The organism is Serratia sp. EWG9, assembly GCF_019913725.1.
Classification (GTDB): domain Bacteria; phylum Pseudomonadota; class Gammaproteobacteria; order Enterobacterales; family Enterobacteriaceae; genus Serratia; species Serratia ureilytica.
Genome location: NZ_JADNRO010000003.1, coordinates 403,765 through 425,284 on the forward strand (window position 1 = coordinate 403,765; position 21,520 = coordinate 425,284).

The following is a 21,520-nucleotide window of genomic DNA, read 5'->3' on the forward strand; positions in this document are numbered from 1 at the left end:
AATAACGCTGGCTCGCGCTTTGCAAGTGAACAACAGCCAAGCAAACACAACACAACACAATAAAAAACTGACAGGGTAGGAATAACTATGTTTTTACAGAAATGGAGCAAACCCCTGACCATGGCGGCGCTGCTGGTCAGCGGCAGCCTGCATGCGGCGTCCAATCCGGCGGTGGAGGCCAAAAACGGCATGGTGGTCACCTCGCAGCATCTGGCTTCGCAGGTCGGGGTGGATATCCTGAAGATGGGCGGCAACGCCATCGACGCCGCCGTGGCGGTCGGCTACGCGCAGGCGGTGGTGAATCCCTGCTGCGGCAACATCGGCGGCGGCGGCTTTATGACCGTCCACCTGGCGAACGGCACCGACACCTTCATCAACTTCCGCGAAACCGCGCCGGCGGCGGCCAGCGCCAACATGTATCTGGACGCCGACGGCAAGGTGAAGAAAGACGCCAGCCTGTACGGCTATCTGGCGGCGGGCGTGCCGGGCACCGTGCTGGGGATGGAAACCGCGCGCGAGAAGTACGGCAAACTGAGCCGCGAACAGGTGCTGGCGCCGGCGATCAAGCTGGCACGCGAAGGCTTTGTGCTGACCCGCGCTGATACCGATATTCTCGACACCACCGTTGCACGTTTCAAACAGGATCCCGAGTCGGCCAAAATCTTCCTGCGCCCAGACGGCAGCCCGCTGCAGCCGGGGGACAAACTGGTGCAAACCGATCTGGCCAATACGCTGGAAGCCATCGCCAAAGGGGGAACCGACGCCTTCTACAAAGGCAAGATCCCGCAGGCGGTAGAGGCGGCGGCCAAACAGGGCGGCGGCATTTTGACGGCGGCCGACTTCGCCAACTATAAAGTCACCGAAACCCCACCGATCACCTGCAGCTACCGCGGCTACAAGTTCGTGTCGGCGCCGCCTCCCAGCTCCGGCGGCGTGACGCTGTGCGAAATCCTCAACGTGGTGGAAGGCTATGACCTGAAAAGCATGGGCTTCAACTCGGCAGCGGCCATTCACACCATGACCGAGGCGATGCGCCATGCCTACATGGACCGCAACACCTACCTCGGCGACCCGGAATTCATCAAGAACCCGATCGACCGGCTGGTGAGCAAGAGCTACGCCGAGCAGATCCGCAAGAAAATCGTCGCGGACAAGGCCACGCCGTCGGAAAATGTGCAGCCCGGCATGGAACCGCATGAGAAGCCGGAAACCACCCACTATTCGATCGTCGACCATGACGGCAACGCGGTCTCCACCACCTATACCGTCAACGGCCGCTTCGGCGCCGTGGTGATCGCACCGGGCACCGGCTTCTTCCTCAACGATGAGATGGACGATTTTACGGTCAAAGTGGGCGAGAAAAACCTGTACGGGCTGGTGCAAGGCACCGCCAACAGTATTGCCCCCGGTAAGCGCCCACTATCGTCAATGAGCCCGACGCTGGTAACCAAGGACAACAAGATCTTTATGGTGCTGGGCTCGCCGGGTGGTTCGCGCATCATCACCATCACCCTGCAGACCGCGTTGAACGTGATCGACCACGGCATGGCGCCACAGGAAGCGGTGGACGCGCCGCGCATCCATCACCAATGGCTGCCGGATGAGGTGTACTACGAACAGCGCGGCGTTTCCGCCGATACGCTAAAACTGCTGAGCGGCATGGGCTATAAGATGGTCGAACAAACGCCGTGGGGCGCCGCCGAACTGATTCTGGTCGGTTTGCCTGGCGCGGCGGGCGTCAGCCCGGCCAACTCCGGCAACGATTCGGCGGTTTCCGGCAAAGTGCGCGAAGGTTACCTGTACGGCGCCAACGACGTGCGTCGCCCGGCAGGCTCCGCGGTCGGTTACTGATGTAAACGCCCACTCACCTTAATCGCGGGGGCCCTTCGGCCCCCGCAGTTCCCTTAGCCTTCACAGCGCCACACGGTGGCCGATTCTTCCGCCAGCTGCAGGCGCAGCCCGCCGGCCGTTTCGCTCAACTCTCCCCGCCCTTCCACGCGCCGCCACGGGCCACGGGCCAACAGCGGGTTGTGCGGCAGCTGCGCCTGGCCGCTGCCGTCACGCTGCAGCGCCACCAGCACCTGCTCCTGCTGATACAGGCGCACGAACACCAGCGTTTCTCCGCTGGCGTACAGCACCTGACAGCCGCCGCGACGCAGCGCCAGGCTCTGTTTACGCAGCGCCGCCATGCGCTGGAACAGCGCCAGCAGCGGCCGATCCCAGTCGCCGACGTCCCACGGGAACGGCTTGCGGCAGAACGGATCGTTGCCGCCGTCCAGACCAATCTCATCGCCGTAATAGAGGCAAGGCACGCCGATCCAGCTCAGCAACCACACCGCCGCCATCTGCATGCGCGCCGCGTTCCCCTGCAACAGCGTGAGGAAACGCGCGGTATCGTGGCTGTCCAGCTGGTTGAACTGGATCAGCTGGCGGCCGTGCGGCAACCCGGCGCGGTAGCCGTCCATCCACTGCGCGCACCCGGCGGCGTCCAGCCGCACCGGGTGATAAGCCACGTCCAGCCCCGCCAAAAACGCCCGCACCGGCAGCGCGAACCCCATGTAGTTCATCGCCGCATCCTCCACGCCGGCGTGCAGCCAGCGACGCGCGTCGCCAAAGTGCTCGCCCACTACGTAGGCCTGAGGATTCTCCTGCTTCACCGCCTGATAGATGCCCGCCAGGTGACGCAGGTTGCCGGCAGCGCCGCCGTTCTCCCCCAGCATATGCACCACGTCCAGCCGCCAGCCGTCGATGCTGTACGGCGGGCGCAGCCAGTGACGCACCACGCTGCCTTCCCCGCGATAGATCGCTTCCGCCACCTGCGGCTCGGCGAAGTTGAGCTTCGGCAGGCTGGCGTTACCCTTCCAGTCGAGCGCGCGGCCGTCCGGGTAGAAGTTGAACCAGCCGCGATACGGCGAATCGGGATGGTGGCAGGCGCCGTTTTGCCCTTGGCGATGGCGGTCGAACCACGGATGCGAGTCTCCGGTGTGGTTGAACACCCCGTCCAGCACCAGTTTCATGCCTACCTTGTGAGTGCTCACTCGCAAACGCGCCAGCGCCGCGTTGCCGCCGAAGTGCGGATCGACCTGGTAATAATCCTCGGTATCGTACTTATGCACGCTCGGCGCGGTAAAAATCGGGTTCAGGTACAGCGCCGTCACGCCCAGCTGCTGCAGGTACGGCAGTTTGGCGCAAATGCCGTCCAGATCGCCGCCGTAAAAGGTCGAAGCGGCGTGGCTGTCCTCCAGCGGATGCTGCCAGTCGCGCCGGATCACCTCGGCGCCGGCCGCGTGATGGCGGTAGCTGCCGCTTTGGATGCCGTGCTCGCCGCCGCTGCTGGCGAAGCGATCGGGGAAAATCTGGTAGAACAGCTGATCTGCCACCCACTCGGGGCCGTTGTCAGGCTCGTCGACGGCGAATTGCGCCAGTTGGCCCGGCGGCGTTGGCGACCAGCCCTGCGGCCCGAACCACTGCTGGCGATCGGCCCACAGCAGCTTGAAGCAGTATCGCCGCGTCGGCTCGCCCTCATTCAGCGTCAGGCTGGCCTGGTAGCGCCGCATCCCCTCGTGACGCTGCGCTTTCATCACCAGCAGCCACTCTTCGTTGTCCGGCTCGGCGCGCAAAAACACCCGTTCCGGCAGTTCATCCCCTTGTAACCACAGCGTGATATCCAAACGTTGCCCTTGCTTCACCACAAAAGGCGGAACCGGTTGATGCCAGGCGTTAAGCATACTGTTCTCCTGCTGTACCAAACGAAATCGACGGCATTCTTCAAGAAGCGAACAATGCCACGTTAAGTGCAACTCCCCCTCCTCTCTGACCGCAAAACCCAGGGATGAGCCGGGGGGCGGAGACCGAAAAATAACGCTAACTCGATGTAAAAAAAGGTAAACAGGCACAAATCCTGCACGTTACCCCTTAGGCTAACGCGTTTTGAGCATACAGGATATTTTTTGCGCATTTTTTAAGGAGCGGTAATGCAACAACAGATAACGCGCTGGCTGGAACAATTTGGGTTGGAATTCGGCGGAGTGATGTCGCTGTTGATGGTCTTGGGGTTGATCGTCCTGATCTCGGTGGTGATCCACCTGGTGCTGCACCGGGTGGTGTTGGCCGCCCTTCAGCGCCGCGGCCAGCAGTCGCAACGCGTCTGGCAACAGGCCATCACCCAATACAAACTGTTCCAGCGCGTGGCGCTGCTGCTGCAAGGGGTGATCATCAGCATCCAGGCGACGCTGTGGCTGCAGAGCGGCAGCCAGACTCAGGCGGTGATCGTCACCGCCGCACAGGTGTGGATACTCGCCTTCACCCTGCTGTCGCTGTTCTCGCTGCTGGATACGCTGCTGGCGCTGCTGCGCCAAAGCCCGATTTCCAATCAGCTGCCGCTGCGCGGCATTTTCCAGGGCCTGAAACTGGTGGCGGCGATCCTGATCGGCATCATGATCGTCTCGCTGCTGATGGGCAAATCGCCGCTGTTGCTGCTCAGCGGCCTGGGCGCCATGACAGCGGTCCTGATGTTGGTGTTCAAGGATCCGATCCTCGGGCTGGTGGCCGGCATTCAGCTCTCCGCCAACGACATGCTGAAGATCGGCGACTGGCTGGAAATGCCGAAATACGGCGCCGACGGCGCGGTCACCGACATCGGCCTGACCACGGTCAAAGTGCGTAACTGGGACAACACCGTCACTACCATTCCCACCTACGCGCTGATCTCCGACTCGTTCAAAAACTGGCGTTCGATGTCGGAATCCGGCGGGCGCCGCATCAAGCGCAGTTTGAATATCGACACCGGCAGCGTGCACTTCCTGTCGGAAGAGGAACAGCGCCGCCTGCAGCGCAACCCGCTGCTGCACAGCTACCTGAACGTTAAGACCCAGGAGCTGAGCCAGCACAACCAGGAGATCGCCGTCGATCTGGCCTCGCCGCTCAACGGCCGCCGCCTGACCAACCTCGGCACGCTGCGCGCCTATCTGGAAGCCTACCTGCGCGCTCACCCGCGCATTCACCAAAACATGACGCTGATGGTGCGCCAGCTGGCGCCGACGCCGGAAGGCCTGCCGCTGGAAATCTACGCCTTCACCAACACCACGGTCTGGGCGGAGTACGAAAGCATTCAGGCAGATATTTTCGACCATATCCTGGCGGTGATCGACGAGTTCGGCCTGCGCGTGCATCAGACGCCGACCGGCAACGACATGCGCGACATGCTGCGACAAAGCGCGAACGCTTCCTGACGTCGGCTGACGTAACTGTGTCTGCTGGTAATTATTCGCTTTCAATTGCCAGCAGATATCTCCATCCCCTTCTTTTCCCCGGCGAAAACGGCGTTAATGCGCCCTCACCTTCACCACCGAGAGGGAAAGCCCTTGCTGAAACGGATACGTCATCGGCTGTTTACCCTGATGGCCACCCTGCTGTTTATCGGCTGCCTGCACAACGCTTTGCTGGATGAAAGCCGCATGCCCCGCAATCTGCAACCTTCGCTGAGCGCCCTCAGCAGCAATCTGCAGGACATTCGCGAAGTGCTGGCGCGCTGCGCCGGCGAGGAAGAGGAGGAACGCCTGAACGACGGCGGCATACGCATCGAAGCCCGCGCCGCCGGGGATGAGGAAGCGGAGGACAAACGCCAGACATAGTGGGTTAAAAAACGCCCCAATTTGTTGCGTGATACGCAACACCCTACTATGATGCGTATAGCGCAACACTCATGGAGCCATCAGGATGATAAGAAGCTTCAAGCATAAGGGACTCAAAAAGTTTTTCGAAACCGGTTCAACAGCAGGTATCGACGCCAAACAGGCGAAAAAAATCGCGCTGCGGCTGAGCGTGCTGGATTTAGCGAAAGTGATTGATGACGTGGATTTACCCGGCTTCTTCTTGCATCCGCTAACGGGCGCTCGCAATGGGCAATGGTCCGTCACCGTGACCGGTAACTGGCGCATCACGTTTGAACTGGTCGAGGGTGATGTTTATATCGTGAATTATGAGGACTATCACTAATGAACCGCATGCATAATCCTCCTCATCCTGGTGAGTTGATCAAAGAAACCATGGAAACGCTGAATCTCAGCGCGCGCGCGCTGGCCAAAGCATTGGACGTCGCGCCGTCTACGGTTCAACGCCTGATCAGCGGTAAATCCGATATCTCGCCGGAAATGGCCATCCGCCTGTCCATCGTAATAGGCAGTTCCGAACAGGTCTGGATGGGAATGCAAGATGCTTACGATCTGTGGCAGGCCAGGCAGTCCATCGACGTTTCCAAACTGCGCAAGCTGGACTTCGCTTGACGCCTGCCCCTAAAAAAACACCGGCCTCAGCCGGTGTTTTTCCATTTAGTCTTGCTGCGTCGCCAGCAGCGCGCGTTTTTTCTGGCGGTTGACCTTGAACCAGTAACCCGCCAGCAGCAACACCACCCAGACCAGGCCGGCGTACAGCGAGACGCGCGTGGTCGGGAAGTAGCCGATAAGACCGATGATGAATACCAGGAACACGATCGCCACCACCGAGGTGAACACCCCGCCGCGCAGCGGGAACGCCAACTGCTTCACCTGCTCTTTGCTCAGGCTGCGGCGGAAGGCGATTTGCGAGAACAGGATCATGATCCACACCCACACGGTGGCGAAGGTCGCCAGGGAGGCGATCACCAGGAACACGCTCTCCGGCATGATGTAGTTGAGGTATACCGCCAGCAGCAGCGCCAGCATCATCACGACCACCGTCACCCAGGGAATGCCGCGTTTCGACACCTTACTGAACATCTTCGGCGCATGGCCCTGCTCGGCCATGCCGTGCAGCATGCGGCCGACGCCGAACACGTCGCTGTTGATCGCCGACAGCGAAGCGGTGATCACCACGAAGTTGAGGATACCCGCCGCCACGGTGATGCCCATATGCTGGAAAGTCAGCACGAACGGGCTACCGTTGGTGCCCACCTGGTTCCACGGGTAGATAGACATGATGACGAACAGCGTGCCGACGTAGAACACCAGAATGCGCCACGGCACCGAGTTGATGGCTTTCGGAATCGATTTTTTCGGATCCTTGGCTTCGCCGGCGGTGATGCCGATGATTTCAATGCCGCCGTAAGCGAACATCACCAGCTGCAGCGACAGGATCATGCCGATAAAGCCGTTGCTGAAGAAGCCGCCGTTCGACCACAGGTTATGAATGCCGGTCGGTTGCCCGCCGTTGCCGATGCCCCAGATGATGATGCCGATGCCGGCCGCGATCATGATGATGATGGTGGCGACCTTGAAGAACGAGAACCAGAACTCGAGCTCGCCGAACACCTTGACGCTCATCAGGTTGATGGCGCCGATGATCAACACCACGCTCAGCACCCAGATCCAGTGCGGCACTTCCGGGAACCAGACCCCCATATAAATGCCGAAGGCGGTCACATCGGCGATGGCGACGATCAGGATCTCAAAGCAGTAGGTCCAGCCGGTGATGTAACCCGCCATCGGGCCGAGGTAGTCCTGCGCGTAGCGGGAAAACGAGCTGGCCTGCGGGTTGTTGACCGACATCTCCCCCAGCGCGCGCATGATGATGAAGGCCACGATGCCGCCGATCAGGTAAGCCAGCAGCACGCTCGGGCCGGCCATTTTGATGGCGTCCGCCGAGCCGTAGAACAAGCCGGTGCCGATGGCCGACCCCAACGCCATAAAGCGGATATGACGCGTGCTGAGGCCGCGTTTCAGCTTATTGTCGGGGACAGTGGTGGGTGACTGTTGTTGCATGAAAATGACCCATAGTTTTAAACGTAAAAAAGCCACGGACATGTCCGTGGCCCTAGATTAAGCCGGGGGATTATCAGTGCGCGGTCACTTGGGAACGCGTGCACACCCGATCATAAATCGCGACCAGCGCCAGCATCAGCAGCGAAGGCGGCAACCATGCCAACCCCTGCTCCGCCAGCGGCAGGTGAGTGGTCCAGGCCGGCAGCAGCTGCTGGAAGCTGGACGCTTTCACCGCGTCAAGGATACCAAACAACAGGCTGACAAGCATCACCGGCGCGATGATGCGCGGCGCGCTGTGCCACCAACGCAGGGTGAAGCTCAGCACCACCAGCACGATGCACGGCGGGTAAATCGCGGTCAGCACCGGAATGGAGATCTGGATCAGGTGGCTCAGGCCGAGGTTGGACACCACCATCGAGAACAGGCCCAGAATAAACACCAGCGTCTTGTAAGAGAACGGCAGGTATTGCGCGAAGAACTCGGCGCAGGCGCAGGTCAGGCCCACTGCGGTCACCATACATGCGATGAAGATCAGCGCCGCCAGGAAGAAGCTGCCGAGGCCGCCAAAGGTGTTCTGAACGTAAGCGTGCAGGATCACCGCGCCGTTGGTGGCGTTCGGCACCAGCGCGCCGCTGCCGGAACCCAGTTTGAACAGGCTCAGGTACACCAGCGTCAGGCCCACGCCGGCGATCAAACCGGCCAGAATGGTGTAGCGGGTCAACAAACCGGCGTCTTTCACGCCGCGCGAACGCGCCGCGTTGACGATAACGATGCCGAACACCAGCGCGCCCAGCGTATCCATGGTCAGATAGCCGTTAACGAAGCCGGAGGAGAAAGGCACGCTCTGATAAGCCGTCGTCGCCGGAATCGGCGCACCGGCAGGCCACAGCAGCGCGGCGATGCCCAGTACGGCCAGCGCGACAATCTTCAGCGGCGCCAGCACATGGCCGACGGTATCGAGCAGGCGGCCCGGATACAGAGAGATGCCGATCACCAGCGCGAAGTACACCAGGCTGTAGATGAACAGCGGCATGGCGCCGTCGCCGGTCAGCGGGGCGATGCCCACTTCGAAGGACACGGTGGCGGTACGCGGCGTCGCGAACAGCGGGCCGACGGCCAGGTAGCAGACTGTCGCCAGCAGCAAGCCGGCGCCGCGGCCGATTGGCGAACTGAGGGCGTCGATGCCGCCGCCGACGCGCGCCAGCGCGATGACGGTGATGACCGGCAGGCCCACGGCGGTGATCAGGAAGCCCAGCGCCGCAGTCCAGACGTGTTCACCGGACTGCAAACCGACCATCGGCGGGAAGATGATGTTCCCGGCCCCGACGAATAAGGCAAAGGTCATAAAGCCCAGTGCCAGGATATCTTTTGACGTTAAACGATGACTCATACGATGTCGTGTTGCCTGTTCAAATGAAAAAAAGGGTCCGATAGCGTGGTGGCGTGACGCCCCACCCGGTTGCCGGCATGCCCGATCGTCGCCGCGCCAAATAAGCACCCTAAACGCAGTCGATCCGGCGTTTATGTCCCTATTCGAAAGTGGCCGCTCATAAAGATGGGCAAAATTTTAGGAGTTATAAAAATGGAGGTTTAATCCGACAACGAAGGCTAAGGTAAACGTTTATAGCGCTTCAAGGCAAGACGCACGGCGAAAAGCAGAGCTATCGACCATATAAACTTTAGCCACCAGTCGATCATATTGGCTATCAATAAATATACACTACATGATTTGTATCATTTTTGAACAATGAATTCACAAAACGTGAAGCATATATCGCTTTACCGCTCGAAATCGCCAATAAAAAGCCGATTTTCGCGTGGTATGAGCTTCGTTTCGCCATAAAAAAAGGTGAAAATTACACCGTTTTTTGTCGCTTATTGCGCCATGGCCGGCGCGAGCGGTGGCAACCCCAGCGCCTGACGGGTCTTCTGCAGGGTGGCCGGCGGCAGCGGCAGATAGCCGTCGTGGTTGACCAGGCTTTGGCCTGGTGTCGACAGCACGCGATCGAGGAACGCGGCGGTCAGCGGCTCCAGCGGTTGATGGGGGGCTTTGTTGATGTAGATATACAGATAGCGCGACAGCGGGTAGCGATCGTTGCGCACGTTGGCGGCGGTAGGCGCGACATAGTCCTCTCCCGATTCCGCCAATGGCAGCAGCCGCACGCCGCTGGCGCGAAAGCCAATGCTGGCGTAGCCGATGCCGTTGAGCGAACCGGCCACCGCCTGCACCACCGAGGCCGAGCCGGGCAGCTCATTGACGCGCGGCATGAAATCGCCGCCGCACAGCGCGCGCAGTTTGAAGTAGCCATAGGTGCCGGACGCCGAGTTGCGGCCAAAGCGCTGCAGCGAACGCGACGCCCAGTCGCCGCGCAGACCCAGCTCGCCCCAGCGCGTCAGCGGCCGGCTTTCGCCGCAGCGCCGGGTGGCGGAGAAAATGCGATCGAGCTGCTGCAGGTTGAGGCCGCGCAGCGGATTATCCTGATGCACCAATACCACCAGCGCATCCACCGCTACCGGCACCGCCAGCGGCGCATAGCCGTAACGGTGTTCGAATGCCGAGATCTCGGCCGCCTTCATCGGCCGGCTCATCGGGCCGAGCTGCGCGGCGCCCGCGGCCAACGCGGTCGGCGCGGTCGAGGAGCCGGCGGCCTGGATCTGCAGGTTGACGTTGGGATAATGCTGGCTGAAATCCTGCGCCCACAGCGCCATCAGATTCGCCAGCGTGTCGGAACCGACGCTGGACAGGTTGCCCGCCAACATGCCGTCAGGCTGCGCCAGCGCGCCGCGTCCGGCCAGCAGCGCCAGGCAAAGCAACAGCCCTCGGGTTATTCGGGTCATACCGGTGTCTCGCGTTAATTTTTCACCGCATTCTCTGATAAAGCGGCGGGAACAATCAACCGATTGGGCAAGGTAAAGATAAAGCGGGTGCCGATCCCCGGTTCGCTGAGGATCTCCAGCCGCGCGTCGTGATGGCTGAGCGCGTGCTTGACGATCGCCAGCCCCAGCCCGCTGCCGCCGGTCTGGCGCGAGCGGGCCTTGTCGACGCGGTAAAAACGCTCGGTCAGGCGCGGAAGGTGTTCGGCGGCGATGCCCGGCCCGTTGTCGCTGACCTGGAACTGCGCGCCATGCGCCGTCTGTTGCCAGCTCACTTCGATATGGGTGCCCTTCGGCGTGTGGTTGACCGCGTTGTACACCAGGTTAGACACCGCGCTGCGCAACTGGTCTTCATTGCCGAACACGTTGAGCTGTTCGTTCACCCGGAAGGTGATCTCATGATTGCCGCCGCTCAGCGATTGCGCCTCGCGCTGCAACACCCGCAGCATCAGCGGGATATCCACCCGCTCGTTCATGTCGACATTGGGCGCCGCCTCGATGCGCGACAGCGTCAGCAGTTGCTTGACCAGCCCGTCCATCCGGCGGGTCTGCTCTTGCATGGTGCTGAGCGCCTTGCTGCGCAGCGAACCGTTCTGCTCTTCGTCGCCCATCATCTCCAGGTAGCCCTGCAGCACCGTCAGCGGCGTGCGCAGCTCATGGCTGACGTTGGCGAAGAAGTTGCGCCGCGCGCCCTCCAGCTGGCGCATCTGGGTGACGTCGCGCGCCACCATCAGCAACTGCCCTTCGGAATACGGCATCACGCGGAATTCGACGTAGTGTTCGTTGTTCAACTGCAGCGTCAGCGGACGCGAAAACTCCTGCTGTTGCAGATAGTGGCTGAATTCCGGATAACGCAGCAGGTTAAGGATGTGCTGGCCGTTGTCTTCCGGCCAGCGGAAGCCGAGCAGATGCTGCGCCAGCCCGTTGCACCAGAAGATGTTGCCCTCGACGGTGGTCATCACCACCGCGTCAGGCAGCGATTCGGCCCCGCTGCGAAAACGCTTGATAAGCAGCGCCAGCTCGCGCCGGCGGCGGCGGTTGCGCTGCTGCATCTGATACAGGCCATAAAACAGCGGCTCCCAGCTCCAGCGGCCGGGCGGCGGCGTCATGCTGCGGTCGATCCACAGCCAATGGGAGAGTTTGAGCTGGTTGTAGAAATTCCACACCAGCGCAGCCAGCGCGGAGGCCAGCAGGAACCAGGGCAGATAACCGAAAATCAGCCCCAGCAGTAAGGCGGGCAAACAAAAAAGAGCCAGCTCCAGAGCCAGCCTCTTCCACGACAGACGTTCTAACACGGCATATTCTCCAGCGCAGCGCGATCAGTAGCGCGTTGAGAACCGGTAGCCGGTGCCCCGAACGGTTTGAACCATTTTATCATGCCCACTGGTTTCTAACGCCTTGCGGAGCCGACGGATATGCACGTCAACGGTACGGTCTTCCACATAAACGTTAGTGCCCCAGACGTGATTAAGCAACTGCTCACGGCTATAAACCCGCTCCGGGTGGGTCATAAAGAAGTGCAGCAGCTTGAACTCGGTCGGCCCCATGTCCAGCGCCTGATCGTTCGCCATCACGCGGTGGGAGGACGGGTCCAGGCTCAGCCCTTGCATTTCAATCACCTCTTCCACCGCCATCGGCGAAATGCGGCGCATGACCGCCTTGATGCGCGCCACCAGCTCCTTGGGCGAGAACGGCTTGGTGATGTAATCATCCGCCCCCACTTCCAGGCCGCGCACCCGGTCTTCTTCTTCGCCGCGCGCGGTCAACATCATCACCGGGATATCGCGGGTCAGCGCTTCGCGCTTCATATGTTTGATAAACTGAATGCCGGAACCCCCGGGCAACATCCAGTCAAGCAACACCAAATCAGGGAACGGCTCAGACAGACGCGTCACGGCGCTGTCATAATCCTCGGCTTCCAACGGTTGGTAACCATTTTGTTCCAACACAAAGCACACCATCTCACGGATCGGCGCTTCGTCTTCCACCACCAGTATGCGTCTTGCCATCGTCAATCCTGCCAATGTGTTAGCGACTTTTCGGGCGCCATTATGCGTCAGTTTTGTGACACTTTTATGAAAAAAACCGGCTGTTATAGGCTGTAAGCATAGCGATTATTTCCTGCAGTAAAGAAAAATCATCCGCTTGTCATCATCATTGCGCCGGGACAGCCGCCGTCGCGGCCTTTATAATCATCGCCATTATCTTTGCATCCGGGAGTGTCATGCGCCTGATCCACACCTCTGACTGGCACCTTGGCCAGTACTTTTTCACCAAAAGCCGCGCCGCCGAGCACCAGGCTTTTCTGAACTGGCTGATCGAACAGATTGAACAGCAACAGGTGGATGCGCTGATCGTCGCCGGGGATCTGTTCGATACCGGCTCACCGCCCAGCTATGCCCGCGAGCTGTACAACCGCTTCGTGGTGGAACTGCAGCGCACCGGCTGCCAGTTGGTGGTGCTGGGCGGCAACCACGACTCGGTGGCGACGCTGAACGAATCGCGGGAGCTGCTCTCCTGCCTGAACACCACGGTGATCGCCAGCGCGCAGGGCGCCCCGGAACAGCAAATCGTGGTGCTGAACCGACGCGACGGCCAGCCGGGCGCGGTGCTGTGCGCCATTCCGTTCCTGCGGCCGCGCGATCTGCTCACCAGCCGCGCCGGCGAATCCGGCGCACAGAAACAGCAGGCGCTGCAGGAAGCCATCGCCGAACATTATCAGACGCTGTATCAGGCGGCCTGCGAGCGCCGCGACCAGTTGGGCTTGCCGCTGCCGATCGTCGCCACCGGCCACCTGACCACCGTCGGCGTCACCACCTCCGACTCGGTGCGCGACATCTATATCGGCACCCTCGACGCCTTCCCGGCGCAGGCCTTCCCGCCCGCCGACTATATCGCGCTGGGCCACATTCACCGCGCGCAGAACGTCGCCAAATCGGAGCATATTCGCTATAGCGGTTCGCCGATCCCGCTCAGCTTCGATGAGCTGGGCAAAGCCAAAAGCGTCTTCCTGGTGGATTTCGCCGACGGCGCCCTGCAGCGGGTTGACGCGTTAACGATCCCGCAGTTCCAGCCCATGCAACTGATCAAAGGCGATCTGGCCGAGATCGAACGGCAGCTGCGGCAATTTGCCGACTATGCCGGCGAGCGGCCGGTGTGGCTGGATATCGAAGTGGCGACGCAGGACTACCTCAGCGACATCCAGCGCCGCATCCAGCTGCTGGCGGATGAGCTGCCGGTGGAAGTAGTGCTGTTGCGGCGCAGCAAAGAGCAGCGCCGCCAGGCGATTGCGCAGCAGGATAAGGAAACGCTGAACGAGCTGAGCGTCAACGAAGTGTTCGAACGGCGCCTGGCGCAGGAGGCTGAGATGCCCGAAACGCGCCAACAGCGGATGCGCCAGATGTTCCGCCAGGTGGTCGAGGCGGTGCAGCACAACGCCGAGGAGACGAATTCATGAAGATCCTCAGCCTGCGGTTAAAAAACCTCAACTCGCTGCAGGGCGAATGGAAAATTGACTTCACCGCCGAGCCGTTCGCCAGCAACGGCCTGTTCGCCATTACCGGCCCGACCGGCGCGGGCAAAACCACCCTGCTGGACGCCATTTGCCTGGCGCTGTACCACCAAACGCCGCGCCTTAACGTCACCCCGAGCCAGAATGAGCTGATGACCCGCCACACCGCCGAGTCGCTGGCGGAGGTCGAGTTTGAGGTCAAGGGCGTCGGCTATCGCGCCTTCTGGAGCCAGCGCCGCGCCAAAAATGCGCCGGACGGCAACCTGCAGGCGCCGAAGGTCGAACTGGCGCGCCGCGAGGACGGCAAGATCCTGGCGGACAAAGTGCGCGACAAGCTGGAGCTCACCGCCGCCATCACCGGGCTGGACTTCGGCCGCTTCACCAAATCGATGATGCTGTCTCAGGGGCAGTTCGCCGCCTTCCTCAACGCCGACGCCAACGATCGCGCCGAGCTGTTGGAAGAGCTGACCGGCACCGAAATCTATGGGCGGCTGTCCGAGCAGGTGTTCGAGTCGCACAAGCAGGCCAAAACTGACCTGGATGCGTTGCACCAACGCGCCAGCGGCATCGAACTGCTGAACGACGAGCAGCGCCAGTCTCTGACCGAACAGCTGGCGGCGCTGAGCACGCAGGAAAGCGCCCTCGGCGAGCAAACCCAGCGGCAGCAACAGGCGCTGAGCTGGCTGCAACAATGGCAACGCCTCCGGCAACAGCAAAACGAGGGGCAATTGCGGCTGGACACCGCCCAGCGCGAGCAGACAGAGGCCGCCCCACAGCTGCAGCGGCTGACGCTCAGCGAGCCGGCCGAGAAATTGCGGCCGCTGCGCGGTGAACGCGATCGCTGCCGCGCCGAGCTGCAGACGATACAGCAGCAAGCGGCTCTGTTGGCGCAACAGCAGGAACAGCAGTCAGCGCAGTTGATCCCGCTGCAGCAGGCGGTGGAGAAAACCCGCCAGGCGCAGCAAACCCATGCCGAGCATATGCGGCAACAGCAACAGCTGATCGACGAGCAGGTCGCCCCGCTCGATCACCAGATAGCCCAACTGCTATCGACCCAGGCCGAGCGGCGACAGGCCGGCGATGCCGCCGCGCAGCAGTGCGCCCAGCAGCAAACTACGCTGGAGCAGCTCACCGCTCAGCGCAGCCAGCTGACGACGCAGGCCGCACAGTTTCAGCAGCAGTTGAATGCGCTGAGTGAAGCGCTGGCCGCTCAACAGCAACAGCAGCAGGCACTGGAGGCGAAAACGCCGCTGGCCCCGCTGCGCCAGCGCCTGAGCGCCCTGGCGGATCTGCGCCCAACGCGCCAGCAGCTGTTTACTCTATCCTCTTTGTCGCAGCAAATCGTTAAACGGCTGGAACAGCAGCGGCAAGAGCTAAACATCGGTCAACATGAACTGACCCAGTTGGAGCCACAGCTAGAACTCATCCGTCAGCAATTTAAGCAGCAGAAAGCACACCAGGCCGATGTTGAAAAAACCTATGCGCTGGAACAACGGATCGTGGGTCTGGAGGCCGAGCGCGCCCGTTTGCAACCCGGCGCCCCCTGCCCGCTGTGCGGCTCATGCGAGCACCCGGCGGTAGAGCAATACCAAGAGGTAAAACTGTCAGAAACTGCGCAACGTCTGGAGCAAATGAAAGTCCAGACCGAAGCATTGCAAAAACAAGGCGTCGAGCTGCGAGCCCGTTACGACAACCTGCAACAGCAGTTGCAGCGCCAACAGCAAACCATCGCGCAGGATGAACAGCAGCTGGCTGCCCAACAGCAGCAGTGGCGGCAGCTTAGCGCACCGCTGGCGTTCGACTTTACGTTGGCGGATGGCGAGCAACTCAGCGCCTGGCTGAACGACTGCGACGACGAAGAACGGCGCGGGCAACAGGCGCTGCAGCAGCATGAACAGGCGGCGCAGGCGGTACAGCAGGCGAAAGACGCGCTCATCGCTCTGCAAACGCAGCAGCAGCAGACGCAGCAACAGCTGGCGTTGCTCGAAGAACGCTTTACGCTGCTGCATAAAGCCCACGCCGACAGCCTGCAACAGCAGCAAGAGCTGCAACAACGCTGGCAAGAAGGCGAGAAAACCCTCGCTGAACGACGTGCGCAGCGGCTGGCGCTGTTCGGCGAACAGCAGGTGGCCCTGGTGCGCGAACAGCTGCGCGCCAAACAAACCGCCTGCGAACAGGCCAGCGTTCAGGCCGCCGAGCAGTGGCAAAAGGCGCAGGAACTGCGCGAACGCCTGGCCGGCCAGCAGGCCGGGCTGCAACAACAGCTCACTCAGATGCAGGAGCGGCTGCAGCAGGCGCAGCAGCAGTGGCAGCAGGCGCTGGCCGACAGCGAGTTCGCCGATGAAACCGCCTTCGTCGCCGCGCTGCTGGACGACGCCCTGCGTCGCGAATTGCAGCAGCGCAAAGAGCGGTTGCAACAGCGACAGGTGGAGGCCGCCGCCCTGCTGACACAGGCGACGCAAACGCTGGAGCAGCATCGGCAGTGCCGCCCTGAAGGGCTGGATGAAGCCAATGCGGATATCGATGCGCTCACCCAATCGCTGGCCGAGCTGGCACAACAGTTGAAAACGTTGCAGCTGCGACAGGGCGAACTGCGCAATCAGCTGGAAAGCGATGCCGCTCGTCGCCTCAATCAGCAGGCGCTGTTCGAGCAAATCGCCCGCAGCCAGCAAGACTACGACGACTGGAGCTACCTCAACCAGCTGATAGGCTCGAAAGAAGGCGACAAGTTCCGCCGCTTCGCTCAGGGGTTGACGCTCGATCATCTGGTCTATCTGGCCAACCGGCAGCTCGGCCGGCTGCACGGGCGCTACCTGCTGCAGCGCAAGACCAGCGATGCGCTGGAGCTGCAGGTGGTGGACACCTGGCAGGCGGACGCGCTGCGCGATACCCGCACCCTGTCCGGCGGCGAGAGCTTCCTGGTCAGCCTGGCGTTGGCGCTGGCGTTGTCCGATCTGGTCAGCCATAAAACCAGCATCGACTCGCTGTTCCTCGACGAAGGCTTCGGCACGCTGGACGCCGAAACCCTCGACACCGCGCTGGATGCGCTGGACAGCCTGAACGCCTCCGGCAAAACCATCGGCGTGATCAGCCACGTCGAGGCGATGAAAGAACGCATTCCGGTGCAGATCAAGGTGAAAAAGGTCAACGGGCTCGGCGTCAGCCGGCTGGAAGCGCACTTCAGGCTGGAATGATCCCGCGGCTCGCGGCGCAGAAGTGTGACCGCGGCGGCACTCCGCGGTGAAAAGCGTTGAGCCGCGGCGGGCACGGGTTATTATGCCAGCATAACAGGATTGTTACTGTATCCCCTCCGCCGCTCAGGCCGCAGGGCAGAAAGATAAAATACAGGCAAAACCTGACGCCCGGGATCGCTTCCGGGCGTCAGGTTTTTTCGTTTTCAGGATGCTGAAACACCGGGAAAAACCATGAAAATCGCTAAAATACTCAATAATAACGTGGTGATTACGCTGGACGACCGTCAGGCAGAGACGGTGGTGATGGGAAAAGGAATCGGCTTTAAAAAGAAGCCCGGCGATACGCTGGACGAAAGCCTGATCGAAAAGGTCTTCACCCATAACGGCGGAGAAATCGCCGAGCGCTATAAAGAGCTGCTCGCCGAGATCCCATTGGCCTGCGTCACCACCGCCGACAGAATCATCACCCTCGCCCGCGAACGCCTGCCGGGCAAGTTGCATAACATCGTCTACATCACGCTGACCGATCACATCCACTTCGCCCTGCAGCGCCATGCGCAAGGGCTGGATATCAAAAATGCGCTGCTGTGGGAGATTAAAAAACTCTATCCGGCCGAATTCGCCGTCGGGCTGGAGGCGCTGGCCCTGATCGCACAGCGGCTGGATACCGCGTTGCCGGAGGACGAAGCCGGATTTATCGCCCTGCACCTGGTCAACGCCCAGCTTAACGACGAGATGCACAACACGCTGCACATTACCCGCGTGATGCAAGAGATCCTCAACCTGGTCAAGTACCATTTCCGCTTTGATTACAACGAGGAATCCCTGAGCTACCACCGCTTCGTCACCCACTTGAAATTTTTCGCCCAACGGCTGCTGGGGAAAAACTACGTCGACAGCGACGACGATTCGCTGTATCAGGTGGTGAAAGAGAAGTACCGCGAGTCATTCGCCTGCGCCGGTAAGATCAACCGCCACATCGAAAAACACTATCAGCATCAGCTCACCACGGAAGAGATGATGTTTCTGACCATTCATATCGAACGGGTGCGCAGCGAAAGCGAGGAAAAGCCGGCTTAACGGCGGGCGTCCGCCACCCGCACGCCGTACTGCGGAAACACCGCGTCGGCGGAGATCAGCGTCAGCCCCTCGGCCTGCGCCTGTGCGATCAGCATGCGATCGAAAGGATCTTGATGATGGGGCGGCAGCTGCCCGGCCTGTTGGCAGTGAAAGGCGTCCATCGGCAACGACAGAAAATCCTCGGCCTCGATGATCGCAAAGATGTCTTCCGGCAGCGCCAGTTTGCCCAGCGCCTGCTTGATCGAGATCTCCCAAATGCTGGCCGCGCTGACGTACACCGCATTGCCCGGATCGGCGATCTGCCTTTTGGCGTTCACGCCCAGGCAGGCGTCGTCGATCAGCCACCACAGCAACGCGTGGGTATCCAGCAACAGGCGCTTCATTCATCGCCCTCAAACAACGCCGCAATGGCCGCATCCCCGGCGTTGAAATCCGCCGGCACGGTGAACCTGCCCTTGGCGGCGCCAGGGCGGCGCGCTTCCCCCTTGATGGCGACCAGCTGTACGTACGGCTTCCCTGCTTTTGCAATAATCACGGTTTCTCCCTCCGCGGCTCTGTCCGCCAACTGGCTCAGATTGGATTTGGCTTCGTGCATATTGGCCTGAATCGGCATACGCGTCCTCCTTAGCTAAGTTAGCTAAAGCATAAAGCGCCGTCCAGTTTTTGTACAGTGAAGGGTTTAAAGCGCGAGCAGCCTCGCGCTTTGTTGCAACGCTTAGCCCTACTGTTGCGGCCACAGCCAGGCCGCACCGCGCACGCCGCTGGAGTCGCCGTGAACGGCCTTGCGGATCGGCGTTTCACACTCGCCGCCGAACACCCAGCCTTTCACCAGTTGCGGCACCGTGCGATACAGACGATCCACGTTGCTCATACCGCCGCCGAGCACCACCACATCCGGATCCAGCATGTTGATCACGTGCGCCAGCGATTTCGCCAGCCGCATTTCGTAGCGGCCAATCGCCTGCTCCGCCAACGCATCGCCCCGCTCGCTCAGCGCCATGATCTCATGCCCTTGCAGCGCATTGCCGCTCAGGCGCGCATAGTCGGTGGCGAAACCGGTGCCGGAAACAAAGGTTTCGATGCAACCCGGCTTGCCGCAGTAACACGGCACTTCGCGGGCGTAACGCAGCTCATCGTCATCCTGCCACGGCAGCGGATTGTGCCCCCATTCACCGGCGATGCCGTTGCCGCCGGCATGCGCCTGGCCGTTCAGCGCCACGCCGGCGCCGCAGCCGGTGCCGATGATAACCGCAAACACGGTTTTCGCGCCGGCGCCGGCGCCATCGGTGGCTTCCGACACCGCCAGACAGTTGGCATCGTTGGCGATGCGCACCTCTCGCGTCAGCAGCGCAGAAAGATCCTCGTCCAGCGGTTGGCCGTTGAGCCACACCGAGTTGGCGTTTTTCACCCGCCCGGTAAACGGCGACAGCGTGCCGGGAATGCCGATCCCGACCGATCCCCGTTCGCCGGTATGATCCTCGGCCAGTTTCACCAGCCCGGCGATCGCCGCCAGAGTTTGCCGGTAGTCATGGCGCGGCGTGGCGATACGATGGCGAAACAGCTCCCGCCCGTCGTCCGCCAACGCAATCACTTCAATTTTCGTTCCACCCAAATCGATGCCAATGCGCACGTATTTTTCTCCTCGATGCCGCGCAGCGTTGCCACAGCCTAATGTAAGCGCGCGAATGAATCACCTGTTTCCCACCCTCCGTCCCGTCCTTTCTCGCTGCGTAAAGCGACGCAATTCAGAGAGAATGGGGCGATTTTTCAGCGTCAATTCGTTATCATGCCGCCCTGCTTTTGACGAATCAGCGTGCCGAACGCACGCCCAGCCTGGGATAACATTATGCTGTGGTTTAAGAATTTGATGGTTTACCGTTTGAGCCGCGAAGTGGCGCTAAACGCGGATGAAATGGAAAAACAACTCAGCGCATTCGCCTTCACGCCGTGCGGCAGCCAGGACATGGCGAAGACCGGCTGGGTCTCCCCGATGGGTTCGCACAGCGATGCATTGACGCACGCGGTCAACGGCCAAATCGTCATCTGCGCGCGCAAGGAAGAGAAAATCCTGCCGTCGCCGGTCATCAAGCAAGAGCTGCAGGCCAAGATTGAGCGCCTGGAGGCGGAACAACACCGCAAACTGAAGAAAACCGAGAAGGACGCGTTGAAGGATGAAGTGCTGCACAGCCTGCTGCCGCGCGCATTCAGCCGCTTCAACCAGACTTTCATGTGGATCGACACCGTCAACGATCTGATCATGGTCGATGCCGCCAGCGCCAAACGCGCCGAAGATACGCTGGCGCTGCTGCGCAAAAGCCTCGGTTCGCTGCCGGTGGTGCCGCTGACGATGGAAAGCCCGATCGAACTGACGCTGACCGAATGGGTGCGTTCCGGCGAGATGCCGGCCGGCTTCGCCATTCAGGATGAAGCGGAATTGAAAGCGATTCTGGAAGAAGGCGGCGTGATCCGCTGCAAAAAACAGAATCTGATCAGCGACGAAATCGCGGTGCACATCGAAGCCGGCAAACTGGTGACCAAGCTGGCGGTGGATTGGCAGGAGCGCATTCAGCTGATGCTGTCGGACGACGGTTCATTAAAACGTCTGAAGTTTGCCGACACGCTGCGCGAGCAGAACGACGACATCGATCGCGACGACTTCGCCCAGCGCTTTGACGCCGACTTTATCCTGATGACCAGCGAGCTGGCGGCGTTGATCAAAAACACCATCGAAGCGCTCGGCGGCGAAGCCCAGCGTTAATCCCGCCTCAGAAACGACCAGGGCCCAGCGTTCGCTGAGCCCGCGTTCCCCTAACGAGCAACCTTTATTTGCTCAGGTAGCGGCACAGATAGGCGGTCGCGTCGGCCACCTGCAGGTTGAACTCGCTGTGCCCCGGCACGAAGAATTTCTCGCCCGGCGTAAACACCTGCCAGTCCGGCGCGCCCGGCAGCAGCACTTTCAGCGCCCCGGTGATCACCGTCATTTCTTCCGGCTGCGCGGTGGAGAAGGTGTATTCGCCCTCTTCCATCACACCCACGCTGGTAAGACCGATGCTGCTACTGTCAAAACCGATAGACTTCACTTTTCCGGCAAAATACTCATTCACTTTCAGCATAGACTGGCACCC

Annotated in this window: 19 protein-coding genes; 9 read left to right on the plus strand and 10 right to left on the minus strand. The window is 61.1% G+C overall.

Annotated elements, in window-relative coordinates:
* The first annotated feature begins 87 nt into the window (after positions 1–87).
* The gene (gene ggt, locus ITX55_RS10125) at positions 88–1,851 is read left to right on the plus strand and encodes a gamma-glutamyltransferase (RefSeq protein WP_033642053.1); all 1,764 of its coding nucleotides are present in this window, start codon (positions 88–90) and stop codon (positions 1,849–1,851) included.
* A gap of 53 nt (positions 1,852–1,904) precedes the next feature.
* Here ggt and malZ read toward each other — a convergent pair whose 3' ends face one another.
* Entirely contained in the window at positions 1,905–3,728 is a 1,824-nt protein-coding gene (gene malZ / locus ITX55_RS10130; RefSeq protein ID WP_223085027.1) for a maltodextrin glucosidase, read from the minus strand.
* A 246-nt stretch (positions 3,729–3,974) separates the two neighbouring features.
* Here malZ and ITX55_RS10135 point away from each other — a divergent pair, with 246 nt between their 5' ends.
* The 4 genes from ITX55_RS10135 (at position 3,975) to ITX55_RS10150 (ending at position 6,284) form a co-directional block, all read left to right on the plus strand.
* Complete coding sequence (locus ITX55_RS10135) at positions 3,975–5,231, plus strand: mechanosensitive ion channel family protein (RefSeq protein ID WP_197801166.1); 1,257 nt, start codon at positions 3,975–3,977, stop codon at positions 5,229–5,231.
* A gap of 132 nt (positions 5,232–5,363) precedes the next feature.
* Positions 5,364–5,633: a hypothetical protein gene (locus ITX55_RS10140; RefSeq protein WP_033651074.1), complete on the plus strand. Its 270-nt coding sequence runs from the start codon at positions 5,364–5,366 to the stop codon at positions 5,631–5,633.
* 85 nt (positions 5,634–5,718) lie between these two features.
* Entirely contained in the window at positions 5,719–5,997 is a 279-nt protein-coding gene (locus ITX55_RS10145) for a type II toxin-antitoxin system RelE/ParE family toxin (protein ID WP_033651073.1), read from the plus strand.
* Entirely contained in the window at positions 5,997–6,284 is a 288-nt protein-coding gene (locus ITX55_RS10150) for a HigA family addiction module antitoxin (RefSeq protein ID WP_025160069.1), read from the plus strand. The genes ITX55_RS10145 and ITX55_RS10150 overlap by 1 nt, the downstream gene beginning before the upstream one ends.
* Positions 6,285–6,329: 45 nt before the next feature.
* Here the strand turns inward: ITX55_RS10150 and proY are convergent, their stop codons facing one another.
* From proY to phoB, 5 genes are all read right to left on the minus strand, one after another.
* Positions 6,330–7,736: a proline-specific permease ProY gene (proY, locus tag ITX55_RS10155; RefSeq protein WP_033651183.1), complete on the minus strand. Its 1,407-nt coding sequence runs from the start codon at positions 7,734–7,736 to the stop codon at positions 6,330–6,332.
* A 73-nt stretch (positions 7,737–7,809) separates the two neighbouring features.
* Positions 7,810–9,126: a branched-chain amino acid transport system II carrier protein gene (gene brnQ, locus ITX55_RS10160; protein WP_182074079.1), complete on the minus strand. Its 1,317-nt coding sequence runs from the start codon at positions 9,124–9,126 to the stop codon at positions 7,810–7,812.
* A 485-nt stretch (positions 9,127–9,611) separates the two neighbouring features.
* Positions 9,612–10,574 (minus strand): PstS family phosphate ABC transporter substrate-binding protein, encoded by a 963-nt coding sequence (locus ITX55_RS10165; RefSeq protein ID WP_164107021.1) that lies wholly within the window; start codon positions 10,572–10,574, stop codon positions 9,612–9,614.
* Positions 10,575–10,588: 14 nt separating this feature from the next.
* Complete coding sequence (gene phoR, locus ITX55_RS10170) at positions 10,589–11,905, minus strand: phosphate regulon sensor histidine kinase PhoR (protein WP_223085028.1); 1,317 nt, start codon at positions 11,903–11,905, stop codon at positions 10,589–10,591.
* A gap of 24 nt (positions 11,906–11,929) precedes the next feature.
* Complete coding sequence (gene phoB, locus ITX55_RS10175; protein ID WP_004940438.1) at positions 11,930–12,619, minus strand: phosphate response regulator transcription factor PhoB; 690 nt, start codon at positions 12,617–12,619, stop codon at positions 11,930–11,932.
* 215 nt (positions 12,620–12,834) lie between these two features.
* On the opposite strand from phoB, the gene sbcD reads away from it, so the two are divergent.
* From sbcD to licT, 3 genes are all read left to right on the plus strand, one after another.
* The gene (sbcD, locus tag ITX55_RS10180) at positions 12,835–14,067 is read left to right on the plus strand and encodes an exonuclease subunit SbcD (RefSeq protein ID WP_042783776.1); all 1,233 of its coding nucleotides are present in this window, start codon (positions 12,835–12,837) and stop codon (positions 14,065–14,067) included.
* A complete protein-coding gene (gene sbcC / locus ITX55_RS10185) occupies positions 14,064–17,315 on the plus strand; it encodes an exonuclease subunit SbcC (RefSeq protein ID WP_223085029.1) in 3,252 nt (1,083 codons plus the stop codon). The genes sbcD and sbcC overlap by 4 nt, the downstream gene beginning before the upstream one ends.
* Before the next feature lie 231 nt (positions 17,316–17,546).
* On the plus strand, positions 17,547–18,395 hold the full coding sequence (licT, locus tag ITX55_RS10190) for a BglG family transcription antiterminator LicT (RefSeq protein ID WP_042783774.1): 849 nt from the start codon (positions 17,547–17,549) through the stop codon (positions 18,393–18,395).
* Here the strand turns inward: licT and ITX55_RS10195 are convergent.
* From ITX55_RS10195 to mak, 3 genes are all read right to left on the minus strand, one after another.
* Positions 18,392–18,778 carry a type II toxin-antitoxin system VapC family toxin gene (locus ITX55_RS10195; RefSeq protein ID WP_033651066.1) on the minus strand — a complete coding sequence of 129 codons (387 nt, stop codon included), beginning with the start codon at positions 18,776–18,778 and terminating at the stop codon, positions 18,392–18,394. The genes licT and ITX55_RS10195 overlap by 4 nt on opposite strands.
* Positions 18,775–19,008, minus strand: coding sequence for a type II toxin-antitoxin system Phd/YefM family antitoxin (locus ITX55_RS10200; RefSeq protein WP_004940455.1), 234 nt, complete (start codon positions 19,006–19,008; stop codon positions 18,775–18,777). The genes ITX55_RS10195 and ITX55_RS10200 overlap by 4 nt, the downstream gene beginning before the upstream one ends.
* 108 nt (positions 19,009–19,116) lie before the next feature.
* Complete coding sequence (mak, locus tag ITX55_RS10205; RefSeq protein WP_033651065.1) at positions 19,117–20,025, minus strand: fructokinase; 909 nt, start codon at positions 20,023–20,025, stop codon at positions 19,117–19,119.
* 216 nt (positions 20,026–20,241) lie between these two features.
* Between mak and rdgC the strand changes: the two genes are divergently transcribed.
* On the plus strand, positions 20,242–21,153 hold the full coding sequence (gene rdgC, locus ITX55_RS10210; RefSeq protein ID WP_004940461.1) for a recombination-associated protein RdgC: 912 nt from the start codon (positions 20,242–20,244) through the stop codon (positions 21,151–21,153).
* 64 nt (positions 21,154–21,217) lie between these two features.
* Here the strand turns inward: rdgC and ppnP are convergent, their stop codons facing one another.
* On the minus strand, positions 21,218–21,508 hold the full coding sequence (ppnP, locus tag ITX55_RS10215; RefSeq protein ID WP_004940463.1) for a pyrimidine/purine nucleoside phosphorylase: 291 nt from the start codon (positions 21,506–21,508) through the stop codon (positions 21,218–21,220).
* Positions 21,509–21,520 lie beyond the last annotated feature (12 nt).